The following is a 16,653-nucleotide window of genomic DNA, read 5'->3' as shown; positions in this document are numbered from 1 at the left end:
GGCTCCTGGCCTCACAAAAATGAGGTTTGTATCAAGAATTTGTCAAGTCTAGCGGTGAGTTGCCGATTAGTTGATATAAAGCGTGAGTGAAACATTATCACGAACTTTTTCAGTCTTTGTGACCAGTATCAAACTTGATCGCAAAGCCATAAATGAATAACCTCAATATAGATAGTGTTGTAAAATTAAGCAGATGAAGCAGTTAGGTTTTTACACGCAGGGCGAGAGCCGATCTGACGAGCAGCAAAAGAGTAAGGTTGGGGGTAGTAAGTAGTGTTAACACGCGATTTTTTGCAGAAAGCAGATTGTAGAACGTCTTTTGGTTGTATTGAAGAAACCTTACTGCTCACCCCGCAACAGCGGGCTGACTCGTTGGACAGGACGCTGGCGCTCCGGCCAAATAGCTGTCCTGTCTGGGTATTTGGCTATGGTTCACTCATGTGGAACCCGGTTTTTGACGCCGAAGAAACCTGCCTTGCTACGTTGGCAGGGTGGCAGCGTGCCTTTTGCCTGCGCCTCACCATCGGCCGCGGCACGCTAACGCAGCCAGGGCGGATGCTGGCGCTGAAACCCGGCGGGCAAACGACGGGGTTGGCTTTCCGACTGCCGGAAACCTCATTGCGTGAAGATCTGGAGCTGCTGTGGAAGCGTGAAATGCTGACGGGCTGCTATCGTCCGCTCTGGTGCGAACTGCATCGCAAGAACGGCGCACCGCTGACGGCGCTGGTGTTTGTTTCCGAGCCGGAGCATCCCCTCAACGAAAATGATACCTGCATTCAGAGCGTTGCACCGCTGATTGCGCGTGCGAGCGGTCCGCTCGGCACCAATGCGCAATATCTGTTTGCACTCGAGCAAGAGCTGAAGAATCACGGAACGGAAGACGAAAGCGTGAGTGAACTGGCGCAGCGGGTGAGAATCCTGCAACAGTCGTGTTCTGCGGCAGCAGGGAACGGTTAATAACGAAACCGCGATGAGTGGAAGCATTGAGGTGAACGACGAGATCGCCGTTCACCTTGAGATAATGTGAAGCAACTGACTTACCAGCCGACGCCAACACCCATGGTGTACAGCGTGTCGTCAACATTCCCCTGATTACTTTCGATACGGGTACGTGACACTTTCATGCTCATAGAAGACCAGTCGGTCAGCTTGAAGCGCAGGCCCGCATCCGCTTTCAGATAGATTGGCGCAGTACCATCAAATGAACGACCCAATTCACCGTTGGTGAAGGCTTCAACCGATTTGCTAAACAGGTAGCGGTTGTACGCCCACTTAATCGCACCGGAGTAGAAGTCATCATCGCCTTGATCGCGGTAGACGAAGGTTTGGGAGTTGACCAGCGACGTCAGAGAGAACGCGCCTAAATCGTTATCCCAGAACTGATAACCGGGACCGAGACCGAAAGAGCGGTTGATTTTAATGCTTTCAATCCAGTCGCGTTTGTACTGATAACGACCCTGCCAGAACCAGTTCTCATCCACGAACTTATCCAGTGCATATTCGCCAGCCGCATTCTTGGTGCTCTCGACTTTATCCTCTTTTGCCAAATGGTAGCTGGCATCAAGGTTGTGTCGCCACGTATCGTGACGCGCTTTGGTGTTCAGCGTCACATCGTAGTTGTCGGTTTCTGTCGAGCTTTTCTTGTGCGACATGCCGGCGTCAATGTTGCCTTTCCAGGCTAAATCGGTCACCAGCGGCTTCTGCGCGACGATGGACGTGATTTCGGAAAGCGGCAATGTCTGCGGGCCAGCGGCTTCGTTAGCCAGCGACGGATTTGCGACGATGGCGCGGTTTTCGCCTGCTTTGATCGTCGGATACAGAACGCCTTTCTCGTAGCGTTCACCTTGAATCACCAGGCCATGGTCGGATTCAAAGGTTTTCACCTTATCCCAGGCGACAGAAATAGAGCCGGCATAGTCGGTGTTGATAAAGAGTTTTCCGCCGTCAAGCAGCGTGATTTTCCCTGTAAGCTTGTCGCCGTTGTTCAGCCAAATGGTATCAGCGCGGCTCTGTGTAATGCCAGCAGAGAGGGCGATAACCAGGCTGAGGGAAGAGAGTGCGTGTTTGGATAGTGTCATTATTGCCAAGTAAACAGTGGTGACAGGTAGTGAGATGTCCGTCAAAGACAAAGACGTACAGCCGATGATAACGAACCGGTTTAGTCCGGAACGGCAAACATTAACAGGAATCGTAGTGATGCTCTACCCGAAAACGAAAATTGATTAGAATGTAAATAGTTATAAAAGTGGCTATTGATGATTAACAGCTATAACGCGATATCTGTCACATTTTTGGCTGGCGGAAAGGCGATGGGTCGTGAGGGGATGATGCTCTCTGACCCTGCTTGTTTCAGGCCAGAGAGCGTGTGTGATAGATGACGCTATGCGGTGCGCTGCGTGCGGGATGCGCTGTTGTTGCTCAGGAAACGTGAGGTCAGGAACGTCCTTACGCGGAACACGATCCGTTCCTGGAAGAGAACACAGAGCGTCACGGTGCTGAGCAGGAAAATGATATAGCCCGTCATGGACAGCTGCACCTGACCTGCCGCGGTAATGCACTGGTCCCAATCGCTGAAGCAGGCCATCGGATTACCGCGCACCAGCTGTTCCAGCGTACGGAACAGATTAAAGAGCGGAACGTGTAACGCAAAGATAGACAGCGAGGCTGCTCCCAAACGGGGAGACCAATGCCGCAGCCATTCACTGTTAGGCTCACGGGCCAGTGCACTGAGACAAACCAGACCGACCTGAGCCGGCAGGAGCAAGCCGTTGTGCAGCAAGAAGTACCAATAGGCTTCGCCTTTTGTGAACAGCCAGGTAGCGACAAGGAAGTTCACACTGATAAAGAGGGCGAGTGCGTAGCGCTGGCCTTTGGTCAACGGTAAGCGATCTTTCTGACGATAATGGCGGAACAGCGCATAGCCCAATATCCCGGCCAGGAATTCCGGCAGACGGAAGATCGGCCCACGCTGCAACAGCCCGGTGTACGGCATACCGAACTGCTGTTGCCAAATTACCCAAATCGGCGGCAGCAGATACAGCAGGCAGACGATCCCCATCCACAGCCACGGATGGCGGCTGTTCAACAGACGCGGTGCCAACAGTGGGAACGCCAGATAGAAAAAGAACAGCGTGGAAAGCGACCATAACGGGGCATTGAAGGTCAGGAAGTAAGGATTCCATGCCTGCAACATCAGTACCTGCAATAACCCGTTGAACGCCAACTGTGCATTCGTCATGTAATGGCGCAGCGTTTCGGGGTCGGCTGCGGGATCGTTGGTGTCATAAATGACAAAACGCGCGCTGGCGACTTGTCCTTCCGGCGGTACAGCCAGCCACTGCATCAGCGTGACAACGGCAATTGAAGACAGCAGGGCAATGATATGGATGGGATAAAGATTAAAGAAGCGTTTGGCCCAGAACTGGCGAACGGGTTCACGCAGACGTCCGTCCTTAATGTAGACATGGGCTAGCAAGAAGCCAGACAGGACAAAGAACGTGCTGGTCGCGAAGAACCCCATACTGGTGAGCTCGCTCAGGAAGGGAATGCGCTCACGCTGGGGATAAACGTGTACCGTGTGATAAATCATCACATAGCAACCGAGCAGAAATCGTAACCATTCCAGGCCGATAAACCGCTCCTTACTGACCTTTTTCATGTTGTTCCTCAACGTTAAACTCGGTGTAAAAGCCGAAAAATGCGATTACTAAGTAGTTTAGACGAGAGCAACGTCACATTAATTAGGATAATGGCTATAAATGCCGGTGCCGTTTAGCAACCGTTTAGATTGGGCGGGGTGTTGGTGGTATTTCCAACAATTATTTTCATCAACTACAGCGTTTTCATGAACTACGACGTTTTAATCAGTACGGCGGCATCCTCGCTCACGCGAGGATAATCTCGGACGGAAGGGCGCCAGAGCGCCTTATCCGTACCGCTGACAATCGCGGTATCTTGTGACGATGTGATTAAATCACTTTTTCTTGTAATACCCAGACAGCCGCTTCAACCCGTGATTTTAGCTTCATTTTTTTCAACAGGTGTTTGACGTGAACCTTAACGGTACTTTCGGTAATCGTGAGCTTGCGGGCAATCACTTTATTGGACAATCCCTGAGCTAGCAGCTTCAGAATATCGCGTTCGCGCGGCGTGAGCAGTTGAATGTCTCGGTCGCTGCTATGACGGCTTTCGCGCAGGCTGGCGGCCAGAATCGGCGTCAACGTTTCACTCAGTACCATTTTTCCTGATGCCGCCTGATGCAGCGCAGCCAGCAAATCTTCCGGTTCCATATCTTTCAGCAGGTAACCGTCAGCCCCATTCTTCAGGGCATTGACAACATCGTCTTCATGGTTGGATACGCTAAAGACGACAATACGGCCAGACAGCGATTTTTCCCGCAGACGATTCAACGTTTCCAGGCCATTCATGCCGGGCATGTTCAAATCGAGCAGAATCAAATCCGGGTCCAGCTGTTCCGCTAGCTCGACACCCTGTTCGCCGTGACTGGCTTCACCTGCCACCTGCAATTCTGGGTCCATGCTGATGAGTTGCTTAACACCATTCCGCAACATGGGATGGTCATCAATCAGCAGTAGGGTGGCGGCATCTTCGTTAATCATGAGTTTCTCCTGTTAATGGCAGCCGGTGACGGTATTCGGAGAGGAAGTTGACATTGACTTCAGTGCCCCCCGACGGCCGGCGTCGAACAATGCATTCGCCGTGCAAACCCCGTGCACGGTCGCGCATGATAATAAGTCCATAGTGGTTGGCGCGGCTGGCATCATCCGGAATACCGATGCCATTGTCGGCTACGCTGAGTTCGATGTAACCCTGACGTAGTTGCAGCGTAATATCGACCTGTGTGGCCTGCGCGTGTTTATAAATATTGCTCAGCGCTTCACGCACAATTTGCAGGACGTGAATACCTTGATGCGCGGAGACCGACTGCGGCGGCAGGCGGTAATGTAATTCGATAGGATAGCCCAGTCGCTTACTGAATTCATCGACCGATGCGCGCAGCGCGGCAAGTAAGCCGGATTCCGACAGCTTCAACCGGAACGTCGTCAGCAGCTCACGCAGTTGGCGATAGGCGGTGTTTAACTCTTCCCGCATTTCCGTCAGTAACTGTTGTGAAGCAGGGGGTAAATCGCCGCCCTGCATTTGCAGGCAGCTCACCTGAATTTTCAGGCAGGAGAGGGACTGCGCAATAGAATCATGCAGCTCGCGGGCAATCGTGGCGCGTTCTTCCATCAGCATCAACTGCTGTTGATGGTTGGATTGACGCTCCAGCGCCAGCGTGCTGGTCAACTGTTCCAATAAAGTATTCAGTAACTGGTTTTGATCGCGGCTTAGTACGGTATTGCCCGGCAGCGTAGCTAACACGACGCCATATTGCCCGTGTTTATCATGCAGATCCCAACAGTGAGGCTCACCCGGCAGTTCTTCTCGCTTTACCTGCATACCGCAACTCTGACAGCTGTTATCTGGGCAGTGATCCGGCTGCGACTGGCTGCAATCGCTAAACTGGTGAAACTGTTCCTGATTATTATCTTCATACAGCCGCAGTTGAACATTGCGCAGCGGGGTCAATGACGGCAGTTCGTTCAGGATCGGCATCAGTCGGCTACACAGCGGCGCACCGGTATGCAGGCGTCGACTTGCGCGATAGAGGAAAGAAAGCAGATCATTTTTCTGTTGCAGGTCGGCTGTTTTCTCGGCGACACGCAGTTCCAGACTGTGGTACATGGCGGAAAGTTCGTCCGACATGCTGTTCAGCACCTGTCCCAGCGTGCTCATTTCGTCATGGCCGTTGATGGCGACGCGTTGGGTAAAATCACCTTGCCCGATAGCTTGCCCCATCGAGACCAAACGTCGCCACGGTCTTAACAGGCGGCGACGCAGGTAAAAGAACGTGGTGACCAGCAGAATAAACATGATGCCGATGAAGATGCGTTGCACCAGCGTGACCATCCTCAACCGCTGTTCGGTTTTATGATCGATGGCGGAAACCAGATCGTCCAGCTGTTTCACAAAGCGGGCGACATCCGCCGAGGCATCAGCAGAATTCGTTGCCTGCCGCAGATGCGGTTGCAGGTTCTCCAACCAGAAAACGCGCAGTGCAGTGAATTGCTCACTAAGCCCTTCCCGACGTACTGCCTGCTGTAGGTCACTGCTGATTTCGTCTTCTTCCAGTTCTCGCAGATAAATTTCATTCTCGGCAGAGAGCGGCACCATCGAGAGCAGGCGATAACTCTGCATACGCAGCGAGCCCGCTTTATTAATGGCGTGCGCGTTCCCTTGGATGCTTTGGGACATCCAACTGGAAACCGACATACCTGCAATACCCAGCAAACCGAGTAGCAGCATCAATAAGGCAACCTGATTGACGAGCGACAGCGGCAGCAGGAAACGTTTCAACATAATAAAGCGACCTCTGCTGGAGGAGTAGAAAACCAGTACCGAGAAGGATAACCCTTTTGGCATTTTTCCCGATCCTACATGATAACCCCATACCCACTAGTGAGTACCACCGAATATCCATGCCTTGAAAGGGGATATGACAGTAAGAAAAAATAGAGATATAACAGCTTGAATTATCGTTGCTTATTTTTCTATTTTTATTACTCATTAAGGAGTGTGGTTATTTTTACACGATTTTTTTACCTGACAGCGCGTTGATTTGCATCAACTTTACCTGCGGTGTAATCCCTAATGTTGCGCCTTAATTCTACCGCGTTTTTATTTATCGAGGTTTTTTATGACGCAGCCTTCATCACCCGAAAAAGTATCGCAAAGCACGCTGATAAGGGAATGGAATCCTGAAGATACAAAATTCTGGCAATCTGGCGGACAACGGATAGCACAGCGTAATCTTTGGATCTCTGTACCGTGCCTGCTGTTGTCGTTTTGTGTCTGGATGATTTTCAGCACCGTGGCCGTTAACCTAAACAAGGTTGGATTTAGTTTTAGCACAGACCAGTTATTTTTACTTGCCGCGCTGCCTTCCGTCTCCGGCGCGCTGTTGCGCGTTCCTTACTCTTTCGTCATCCCGCTGGTTGGCGGTCGCCGCTGGACGACGCTGAGTACTATTATTCTGGTCATCCCATGCATCTGGCTTGGGTTTGTCGTACAGAATCCGCAAACGCCGTACAGCGTCTTCGTTACGATTTCTCTGCTGTGCGGCTTCGCCGGTGCTAACTTTGCGTCCAGCATGGCGAACATCAGTTTCTTCTTCCCCAAATCACGTCAGGGTAGTGCGCTCGGCATTAACGGTGGATTGGGCAACCTCGGCGTGAGTGTAATGCAACTACTGGTGCCGGTGGTGATTTTCCTGCCGATGCTGGGATTTTCTGACAACGGCGTGGTGCAACCTGACGGCACACAGATCTGGCTGCATCATGCTGCCTGGATGTGGGTGCCGTTGCTGGTGATTGCCGCAACGGCCGCCTGGTTTGGCATGAACGATCTGCCTATGGCTAATGCGTCGATACGTAAGCAACTGCCCGTTTTGAAGCAAATGCACCTGTGGATACTCAGCTTCCTGTATCTGTCCACGTTTGGCTCATTTATCGGTTTCTCGGCAGGCTTCGGCATGCTGTCCAGAACGCAGTTTCCAGACATCGTGATTCTGTACTACGCGTTCTTCGGGCCGCTGCTGGGGGCGTTGGCGCGTCCGGTTGGTGGCATGCTGTCTGACCGCTTTGGCGGTGTAAAAGTGACGCTGATTAACTTCATCCTGATGACGATTTTCTCAGTGCTGTTGTTCCTGTCTCTGCCGAGTGCGAACTCTGTGGGCTCATTCGGGATGTTCTTTGGCATCTTCATGATGTTGTTCCTGACTGCCGGTCTGGGTAGTGGGTCCACGTTCCAGATGATCGCCGTGATTTTCCGTAAATTAACGGCAGATCGCGTTAAATCGCAAGGCGGCAATGATTCTGACGCACAGCGTGCGGCAGCCACGGACACCGCAGCGGCATTGGGCTTTATTTCGGCCATTGGCGCTATCGGCGGTTTCTTCATTCCTCAGGCCTTCGGAATGTCGCTTGAGTTAACCGGTTCGCCCACCGGAGCGATGAAGGTGTTTGTGGTGTGCTACGTCGTCTGCGTATTGGTGACCTGGCTGTTCTATGCCAGAAAGAAAAATTAGTTTCCTAAAATTCCAGAATATTCTCTGTCTCTGTTTTTTCGGCGTAAAAATTATGCAGCGGTGGGCATGAGCACCGAGTGAGCGGCATGGATGCCGCGAAAGCCTGTGCCGCGTCGGACAAAAACGTCAGAGACGTTTTTGAACAGCACTTGTGCTGACCCGAAGGGCGAGCTCCATTTATGGGGCGAGTAAACGAGTCACTGGCGGCTCGAATCGTGCTCATGAACACCGATGGCACCGCAAAGCGGCATAATTTCCGCCAAAAGCCTGGGGTCTCGGGGCGAGCGGCGTTTGAGCCGTCCCGAGTCGGGCGCGTGCTACGAAGTGGCATGAAAATGACAGTGTTGCTGCGCACGAAACATTCGCAGTATCTGCATAAAACATGAAAAAATGTGACTACGACGCCATCCCTTTCGGGGAGGCGTTTTTTTTGCACTGCATCCAGCTACCCCCTTTACTGAATCTGTACGATTTTTCGTCGCCTTCCGACTACTACCTCTAAATAGTCGTGTGTATGAATTCAGTATAAGCACAAAACGAATGGTTTTATTTTTATCTTTTAAAATCAATTAATTATGTGTTTTTCCTGTAATAATTCTTTGGTGGTAGTTGGCGATATACTCCGTTTTTCACAGGGTGACACTCTTGATCGTTATCAAGTTTGACAACGCGGTTGCTGGATACCCTAGCGCCAACTTGAGCGATGTGTCGTAAGCAAAAACAGATGTCTGCTACGAGCATTTCATAACGACAGGGGCCAGCAGGCTTCGCAGCAGGAGAGTCCGGATGAGCAAATTCCTTGACCGGTTACGTTACTTCAAACAACTGGCCGAACCGTTTTCTGATGGTCATGGCCAGACCCTCAATACCAATCGTGACTGGGAAGACGGCTATCGCAGTCGCTGGCAGCATGACAAAATCGTACGTTCTACCCACGGGGTAAACTGTACCGGTTCATGTAGCTGGAAGATTTATGTGAAAAACGGTCTGGTGACGTGGGAAACGCAGCAGACTGACTATCCGCGTACCCGCCCGGACCTGCCTAACCATGAACCTCGCGGCTGCCCGCGCGGTGCCAGCTATTCCTGGTATCTCTACAGCGCTAACCGCCTGAAATACCCGATGATGCGTAAGCGCCTGCTGAAACTGTGGCGTGAAGCGAAACTGGCGCACAGCGATCCGGTTGATGCCTGGGCATCCATCGTCAACGACCCCGAGAAGACCAAATACTACAAGCAAATTCGTGGTCGTGGCGGTTTCGTTCGTTCTGACTGGAATGAAGTTAACGAACTGATCGCTGCCTCTAACGTTTACACCACCAAGACCTTCGGTCCAGACCGCGTGATCGGTTTCTCACCGATTCCTGCGATGTCGATGGTGTCCTACGCAGCGGGTGCCCGTTACCTTTCTCTGCTCGGCGGCGTGTGCCTGAGCTTCTATGACTGGTACTGTGACTTGCCACCAGCGTCACCGATGACCTGGGGTGAGCAGACTGACGTACCGGAGTCTGCCGACTGGTATAACTCCTCTTACATCATTGCCTGGGGCTCTAACGTTCCGCAAACCCGTACGCCGGATGCCCACTTCTTTACGGAAGTTCGCTACAAAGGCACTAAAACCGTGGCGGTCACACCGGACTACGCTGAAATCGCCAAGCTGTGCGACCACTGGCTGAACCCGAAACAAGGTACCGACAGCGCGATGGCGCTGGCAATGGGCCACGTTATTCTGAAAGAGTTCCACCTCGACAAACCGAGCCAGTATTTCAGCGAGTATGTTCGTCAATACACGGACTTACCGATGCTGGTGCTGCTGGAACCACGTGAAGACGGTTACTACGCAGCGGGTCGTATGCTGCGTGCTTCCGATCTGGTGGACAACCTCGGCCAAGACAACAACCCGCAGTGGAAAACCATCGCGATTGACGATGAAAGCGGCAATCTGACGGCTCCACAAGGGTCGATCGGCTACCGTTGGGGCGATCAGGGCAAATGGAACCTGGAACAGCGCGACGGCGTGAGCGGCGAAGAAGTGAAGCTGCGCTTGAGCCTGCTGGGGTCGCACGACGATGTAGTTGATGTCGGCTTCCCGTATTTTGGCGGCGCGGTCAGCGAACATTTCAACAATGTTGCGCTGGAAGAAATCTTGCTGCACAAACTGCCAGTTAAGCGCCTGACGCTGGCTGACGGTAGCGAAGCGCTGGTTGCCTGCGTGTATGACCTGACAATGGCGAACTACGGCTTGGATCGCGGTCTGGGTGACGACAACTGTGCGCGTGATTACGACGATGTGAAAGCGTACAGCCCAGCCTGGGCCGAAGAGATTACTGGCGTTTCTCGCCAGAACATCATCCGCATTGCACGTGAATTCGCGGATAACGCCGATAAAACGCACGGTCGTTCCATGATCATCGTTGGTGCCGGTATCAACCACTGGTACCACATGGACATGAACTACCGCGGCATCATCAACATGCTGATTTTCTGCGGCTGTGTCGGTCAGAGCGGTGGCGGTTGGGCGCACTACGTCGGACAAGAAAAACTGCGTCCGCAAACCGGTTGGACGCCACTGGCGTTTGGTCTGGACTGGCAGCGTCCGCCTCGTCACATGAACAGTACGTCGTTCTTCTATAACCACTCTAGCCAGTGGCGTTATGAAACCGTCGCGCCGCAGGAACTGCTGTCACCACTGGCAGATAAATCCCGCTTTACCGGCAGCATGATTGACTTCAACGTGCGCGCCGAGCGTATGGGCTGGCTGCCGTCTGCACCACAGCTGAACGTTAACCCGCTGGATATCGCAGAAAAAGCGCGTGCCGCCGGTGTCACGCCGCAGGAATATACCGTTGCTGCGTTGAAATCAGGCGACATCAAATTTGCCGCTGAACAGCCGGATAGTCCGCAAAATTACCCGCGCAACCTGTTCATCTGGCGTTCTAACCTGCTGGGTTCCTCCGGTAAAGGCCACGAATACATGCTGAAGTACCTGCTGGGTACGGAGCACGGCATTCAAGGGCAAGATCTGGGCACGGCGGGCAGCGTGAAGCCTGAAGAAGTGGAATGGCACGATCAAGGCGTTGAAGGCAAACTGGATCTGGTGGTGACGCTTGATTTCCGTATGTCCAGCACCTGCCTGTACTCTGACATCGTTCTGCCAACGGCAACCTGGTACGAAAAAGACGACATGAATACCTCGGATATGCATCCGTTTATTCACCCGTTGTCTGCGGCTGTCGATCCGGCATGGGATTCCAAAAGCGACTGGGAAATCTACAAAGGCATCGCGAAAGCCTTCTCCCGCGTCTGTCAGGGACACCTTGGCCAGGAAACCGATCTGGTTACCTTGCCAATTCAACACGACTCCCCGGCAGAAATGGCGCAGCCGTTCGGCGTGGATGACTGGAAAAAAGGCGAATGCGATCTGATTCCGGGCAAAACTGCACCGCACCTGATGATGGTGGAGCGCGATTACCCGAATCTGTACGAACGTTTCACCTCGCTCGGTCCGTTGATGGACAAGCTGGGCAACGGTGGTAAAGGCATCGGTTGGAACACGCAGACCGAAGTCGATTTCCTGAAAAAGCTGAACTACACCAAGACTGAAGGCGCGGCGGCGGGTCGTCCGAAGATTGAAACGGCGATCGATGCGGCAGAAGTGATTCTGTCTCTGGCCCCGGAAACCAATGGTCAGGTAGCCGTGAAAGCGTGGGAAGCACTGAGCAAATTCACCGGTCGTGACCACGCGCATCTGGCACTGAATAAAGAAGACGAGAAAATTCGCTTCCGTGATATTCAGGCGCAGCCGCGCAAGATTATCTCCAGCCCGACCTGGTCTGGTTTGGAAGACGAACACGTTTCCTATAACGCCTGTTATACCAACGTTCATGAGCTGATTCCGTGGCGTACGCTGTCCGGTCGCCAACAGCTGTATCAAGACCATGAGTGGATGCGCGCCTTCGGTGAAAGCCTGCTGGTCTACCGTCCGCCAGTCGATACCCGTGCTGCTGCACCGGTGATGAATCAGAAACCTAACGGCAACCCGGAAAAAGCGTTGAACTTCCTGACGCCGCACCAGAAATGGGGCATTCACTCCACGTACAGCGACAACCTGTTGATGCTGACGCTGGGTCGCGGTGGCCCGATTATCTGGCTGAGCGAAGACGATGCACGCGATTTGGGTATTGAGGATAACGACTGGATAGAAGCGTTCAACGCCAACGGCGCACTGACGGCGCGTGCGGTTGTCAGTCAGCGTGTGCCAGCGGGAATGACCATGATGTACCACGCGCAGGAACGCATTATTAACCTGCCGGGATCGGAAATTACTCAGCAGCGCGGCGGTATTCACAACTCAGTAACGCGTATCACGCCGAAACCGACCCATATGATCGGCGGCTATGCCCAACTGGCTTATGGCTTTAACTACTACGGCACCGTTGGGTCAAACCGCGATGAGTTCGTCGTAGTTCGTAAAATGAAACGCATCGACTGGCTGGATGATGAAGGTCAGGACTATGTACAAAAAGCGGTACAGCAGGAGAAAGCCTGATGAAAATTCGTTCACAAGTGGGCATGGTGCTGAATCTGGATAAATGCATCGGCTGTCACACCTGCTCCGTCAGCTGTAAAAACGTCTGGACCAGCCGTGAAGGGATGGAATACGCCTGGTTCAACAACGTCGAAACCAAACCGGGCGTGGGCTATCCCCATGCCTGGGAAGATCAGGAAAAATGGAAGGGCGGCTGGATCCGTAAAATCAGCGGCAAGCTCGAACCGCGTATGGGTAACCGCATCAGCGTGTTGTCCAAAATCTTCGCTAACCCGGATGTGCCGGAAATCGACGACTACTATGAGCCGTTCGACTACGACTATCAGAACCTGCGTAAAGCGCCGGAAGGCAAGCATCAGCCTGTCGCCCGTCCGCGCTCGCTGATTACCGGTCAGCGGATGAAGAAAATCGAGAACGGCCCGAACTGGGAAGACGATCTGGGCGGCGAATTCAGCAAACGCTCCAAGGATAAGAACTTCGATCCTGTCCATTTCAACGAAATGCAGAAAGAGATGTACGGCCAGTTCGAAAACACGTTCATGATGTATCTGCCGCGTCTGTGCGAACACTGCCTGAACCCGGCGTGTGTGGCGACCTGTCCGAGCGGCGCGATCTACAAACGCGGCGAAGACGGTATCGTCCTGATCGATCAGGATAAATGCCGCGGCTGGCGTATGTGCTTGACCGGTTGCCCGTACAAGAAAATCTACTTCAACTGGAAGAGCGGCAAATCAGAAAAATGTATTTTCTGCTACCCGCGTATAGAAAGTGGTCAACCGACGCTCTGCTCAGAAACCTGCGTCGGACGTATCCGCTATCTGGGCGTGCTGCTCTATGATGCCGACCGCATCGAGCAAGCGGCCTCTGTGGAAAACGAGAAAGATCTGTACCAGAGCCAACTGGATGTGTTCCTTGACCCGCACGACCCAAAAGTCATCGAGCAAGCGCTGAAAGATGGCATTCCAAACAGCGTCATTGAAGCGGCACAGCAGTCGCCGGTATACAAAATGGCGATGGATTGGAAGCTGGCGCTGCCGTTGCACCCAGAATACCGCACGCTGCCGATGGTGTGGTACGTGCCGCCGTTGTCACCGATTCAGTCTGCCGCGGATGCAGGTCAATTGGCGCACACCGGCGTATTGCCGGACGTCGAAAGCCTGCGTATTCCAGTGCAATATCTGGCGAACCTGCTGACCGCAGGCGATACCGAGCCCGTATTGCTGGCGCTGAAACGTATGTTGGCGATGCGTCACTACAAACGTGCAGAAACCGTAGAAGGCAAAATCGATACCAGCGCGCTGGAGCAGGTTGGGCTGACGGAAGCGCAGGCGCAGGAAATGTACCGCTATCTGGCGATTGCGAACTACGAAGACCGTTTCGTGATTCCATCAAGCCATCGTGAGCTGGCGCGTGAAGCCTTCCCAGAAAGCAAAGGCTGTGGTTTCAGCTTTGGCGATGGTTGCCACGGTAGCGATACCAAATTCAACCTGTTCAACAGCAAGCGTATTGATGCCATTGATGTCAGCAACAAAACGCGCGACATGAACAGCAAAATCATGCGGGAGACGAATCATGATTAGCCTGCGGATTATTGCCCGCCTGCTGGACTATCCCGATAGCGAGCTGTGGGAAAACCGAGCTGAGTTGATCGAAGCGGTCGAGCAAACTGATGCTTTACCGCTGCGTGAGAGCAATCAGCTCATGCAGTTCATCAACACGTTGTGCGCGCAGGATCTGTTGGACAAACAGGCGGAGTATAGCGGCCTGTTTGACCGCGGTCGGGCAACCTCGCTGCTGCTGTTCGAACACGTTCACGGTGAGTCTCGTGACCGTGGTCAGGCGATGGTCGATCTCATGCAGCAATATCAGGATGCCGGTCTGGCACTGGATTGCCGTGAGTTGCCGGACTACCTGCCGCTGTATCTTGAGTACCTTTCTCGTCTGGAGCCCGCGCAGAGTCGCGCGGGTTTGCTCGACATCGCGCCGATTCTGGCGTTGATTGGCGCGCGTTTGCAGCAGCGAGACAGCAGCTATGCCGCGCTGTTTGATCTGCTGTTGGCGTTGTCCGGCAGTGACCTGAAAAGTGACGATGTCACACATCAGGTCGCTGACGAAGCGCGCGACGACACGCCGCAGGCGCTGGATGCCGTATGGGAAGAGGAACAGGTTAAGTTCCTCGGCGAAGAAGGCTGCGCATCGGCCCAACAAACGCAACACCAACGCCGCTTCGCTGGCGCGGTGGTGCCGCAATATCTGAATCTTGACGCGACATCGGCGGGAGGGCAACGCTAATGAGTGCAATCACGAACTATTTTAATGTGTTCTTTTTTGACATCTATCCCTATCTGGCGATGGCTATTTTCCTGATTGGCAGCTGGTTGCGCTATGACTACGGCCAGTACAGCTGGCGTGCCGGTTCGAGCCAAATGCTGGATAAGAAAGGGATGCGTCTGGCGTCTAACCTGTTCCATCTTGGGATTCTGGGCGTCTTTGCCGGGCACTTCCTCGGTATGCTGACGCCGCACTGGATGTACGAAGCCTTCCTGCCAATGGATGTAAAACAGAAAATGGCGATGTTCGGCGGTGGTGCGGCAGGTCTGCTGACGTTTGTCGGTGGCGTGCTGCTGTTAAAGCGCCGTCTGACCAACCCGCGCATTCGTGCCACCTCCAGCGTTGGCGACATTCTCATTCTGTCTTTGCTGGTGATTCAGGCTGGTTTAGGGCTGCTGACCATTCCGTTCTCTGCACAGCATATGGACGGCAGTGAAATGCAGAAGCTGGTCGGTTGGGCGCAGAGCGTGGCGTATTTCCAGGGGGGAGGATCTGCACATCTGGTGGGTGTTGCGCTGATCTTCAAACTGCACATCGTGCTGGGGCTGACGCTGTTTGTTCTGTTCCCGTTCTGCCGTCTGGTTCACATCTGGAGCGCACCGGTCGAGTACCTGACGCGTCGCTACCAGTTAGTACGTAACCGTCGCTAAGTATGATAAAAACGGCGGCGTTATCATAACGCCGCCGTTTTAATGTCTTCCCTCTCATCTTTCCCCGCCAACAACGCTCGTCATCAGCAGCTCTTCGTTGATTACTTACCTCGCGCCGTCGTCCATTGCACGGCGAAGGCACTCGCCAGAACGATCGTCAAACCCAGAAACGCCGTACCGGTTATCGACTGTGAAAGCAACGCCCAGCCTAGCACCACGGCGGTCAGCGGGCTCAGCAACCCCAATGATGCAACGGCAACCGTCGGCAGGCGGGATACGCCACGAAACCAAAGCCCATAAGCGAGCACAGCACCCGCAAGACAGAGATAGGAATAGGCAGCCCACTGTGACAGGGTTAAAGCAGGCAGCGGCGCATCAGCGATCCACGCAACAGGTGCCAGCATCAATCCGCCGAGGAAGAGCTGCCAGCCAGTAAGCGGCAGCACGGGCAAATCAAGTTGCCAGCGACGTGTTAACCAGACTCCAGTAGCCATACATACCGCCCCCAGCAGCGCGGCGGCAACGCCCACGGGCTCAAATGTCGTCTGCGGCGACAGCAGCAAAATAGCCATGCCCGCCACACCGATGATCGCCGACCACAGCGTCGCCAGTCTGGGTGCTCGATGATCCACTGCCCAGACCAACACCATCACCAGCAGCGGTTGGATCGCGCCAAGGACTGCTGCGAGTCCGCCAGGCAAGCGATAAGCCGCGACGAACAGCAGCGCCTGAAAGACGCCGATATTCAGGGCGCTGAGCACGAGCACCCGCCACCAGTCTTGCCGAGCGGGGAAGCGGCGCGTGAATAAGAGCAGCAGCAGACCCGCAGGCAGCACGCGGATAAGCGCCGCCGTAAAGGGGCGATCTGGTGGCAGGATTTCTGATGTCACGATGTAGGTCGACCCCCAAATCGCGGGAGCCAGCGCCGTGAGTATGACGTCACGCCAATAGTGTGGTGAGGATGCAGTGTTCATGACT

At 53.7% G+C, this 16,653-nt stretch carries 11 protein-coding genes; 6 read left to right on the top strand and 5 right to left on the bottom strand.

The features are described from left to right. Positions 1–273 precede the first annotated feature (273 nt). The gene (locus BJJ97_RS16945; protein WP_052900882.1) at positions 274–957 is read left to right on the top strand and encodes a gamma-glutamylcyclotransferase; all 684 of its coding nucleotides are present in this window, start codon (positions 274–276) and stop codon (positions 955–957) included. Between the two features lie 80 nt (positions 958–1,037). Here BJJ97_RS16945 and BJJ97_RS16940 read toward each other — a convergent pair whose 3' ends face one another. The 4 genes from BJJ97_RS16940 to narX all read right to left on the bottom strand — a co-directional run bounded on the left by BJJ97_RS16940 (position 1,038) and on the right by narX (position 6,420). After that, the gene (locus BJJ97_RS16940) at positions 1,038–2,078 is read right to left on the bottom strand and encodes a DUF481 domain-containing protein (protein WP_095994712.1); all 1,041 of its coding nucleotides are present in this window, start codon (positions 2,076–2,078) and stop codon (positions 1,038–1,040) included. 302 nt (positions 2,079–2,380) lie between these two features. After that, positions 2,381–3,658 (bottom strand): acyltransferase family protein, encoded by a 1,278-nt coding sequence (locus BJJ97_RS16935; protein ID WP_095699629.1) that lies wholly within the window; start codon positions 3,656–3,658, stop codon positions 2,381–2,383. 310 nt (positions 3,659–3,968) lie between these two features. Beyond that, on the bottom strand, positions 3,969–4,619 hold the full coding sequence (gene narL, locus BJJ97_RS16930; RefSeq protein ID WP_011093590.1) for a two-component system response regulator NarL: 651 nt from the start codon (positions 4,617–4,619) through the stop codon (positions 3,969–3,971). Further along, positions 4,612–6,420, bottom strand: coding sequence for a nitrate/nitrite two-component system sensor histidine kinase NarX (narX, locus tag BJJ97_RS16925; protein WP_193438373.1), 1,809 nt, complete (start codon positions 6,418–6,420; stop codon positions 4,612–4,614). The genes narL and narX overlap by 8 nt, the downstream gene beginning before the upstream one ends. 337 nt (positions 6,421–6,757) lie before the next feature. On the opposite strand from narX, the gene BJJ97_RS16920 reads away from it, so the two are divergent. From BJJ97_RS16920 to narI, 5 genes are all read left to right on the top strand, one after another. Further along, positions 6,758–8,146 (top strand): NarK family nitrate/nitrite MFS transporter, encoded by a 1,389-nt coding sequence (locus BJJ97_RS16920; protein WP_095994710.1) that lies wholly within the window; start codon positions 6,758–6,760, stop codon positions 8,144–8,146. Between the two features lie 786 nt (positions 8,147–8,932). Then, complete coding sequence (locus BJJ97_RS16910; RefSeq protein ID WP_095994709.1) at positions 8,933–12,694, top strand: nitrate reductase subunit alpha; 3,762 nt, start codon at positions 8,933–8,935, stop codon at positions 12,692–12,694. Beyond that, positions 12,694–14,274, top strand: coding sequence for a nitrate reductase subunit beta (narH, locus tag BJJ97_RS16905; protein WP_095994708.1), 1,581 nt, complete (start codon positions 12,694–12,696; stop codon positions 14,272–14,274). Before BJJ97_RS16910 ends, narH begins: the two co-directional genes overlap by 1 nt. Continuing rightward, positions 14,267–14,986, top strand: a complete 720-nt coding sequence (gene narJ, locus BJJ97_RS16900) for a nitrate reductase molybdenum cofactor assembly chaperone (RefSeq protein WP_039480771.1) — start codon at positions 14,267–14,269, stop codon at positions 14,984–14,986. Before narH ends, narJ begins: the two co-directional genes overlap by 8 nt. Then, on the top strand, positions 14,986–15,675 hold the full coding sequence (gene narI / locus BJJ97_RS16895; protein ID WP_095699626.1) for a respiratory nitrate reductase subunit gamma: 690 nt from the start codon (positions 14,986–14,988) through the stop codon (positions 15,673–15,675). The genes narJ and narI overlap by 1 nt, the downstream gene beginning before the upstream one ends. Before the next feature lie 101 nt (positions 15,676–15,776). On the opposite strand, the gene BJJ97_RS16890 is transcribed toward narI, so the two are convergent. Continuing rightward, positions 15,777–16,649, bottom strand: coding sequence for an EamA family transporter (locus BJJ97_RS16890; protein WP_095994707.1), 873 nt, complete (start codon positions 16,647–16,649; stop codon positions 15,777–15,779). Positions 16,650–16,653 lie beyond the last annotated feature (4 nt).

Source organism: Pectobacterium polaris (assembly GCF_002307355.1).
Lineage (GTDB): Bacteria > Pseudomonadota > Gammaproteobacteria > Enterobacterales > Enterobacteriaceae > Pectobacterium > Pectobacterium polare.
Note: the sequence above shows the minus strand (reverse complement) of the source record. Positions and strands in the feature narration are given on the sequence as shown.

Excerpts from the sequence above, each read along its gene's own strand:
- narX (WP_193438373.1), bottom strand. The coding sequence starts at position 6,420 with ATGTTGAAACGTTTCCTGCTGCCGCTGTCGCTCGTCAATCAGGTTGCC.
- narJ (WP_039480771.1), top strand. The coding sequence starts at position 14,267 with ATGATTAGCCTGCGGATTATTGCCCGCCTGCTGGACTATCCCGATAGC.
- narI (WP_095699626.1), top strand. The coding sequence starts at position 14,986 with ATGAGTGCAATCACGAACTATTTTAATGTGTTCTTTTTTGACATCTAT.
- narH (WP_095994708.1), top strand. The coding sequence starts at position 12,694 with ATGAAAATTCGTTCACAAGTGGGCATGGTGCTGAATCTGGATAAATGC.
- narL (WP_011093590.1), bottom strand. The coding sequence starts at position 4,619 with ATGATTAACGAAGATGCCGCCACCCTACTGCTGATTGATGACCATCCC.
- BJJ97_RS16935 (WP_095699629.1), bottom strand. The coding sequence starts at position 3,658 with ATGAAAAAGGTCAGTAAGGAGCGGTTTATCGGCCTGGAATGGTTACGA.
- BJJ97_RS16940 (WP_095994712.1), bottom strand. The coding sequence starts at position 2,078 with ATGACACTATCCAAACACGCACTCTCTTCCCTCAGCCTGGTTATCGCC.
- BJJ97_RS16920 (WP_095994710.1), top strand. The coding sequence starts at position 6,758 with ATGACGCAGCCTTCATCACCCGAAAAAGTATCGCAAAGCACGCTGATA.
- BJJ97_RS16910 (WP_095994709.1), top strand. The coding sequence starts at position 8,933 with ATGAGCAAATTCCTTGACCGGTTACGTTACTTCAAACAACTGGCCGAA.
- BJJ97_RS16890 (WP_095994707.1), bottom strand. The coding sequence starts at position 16,649 with ATGAACACTGCATCCTCACCACACTATTGGCGTGACGTCATACTCACG.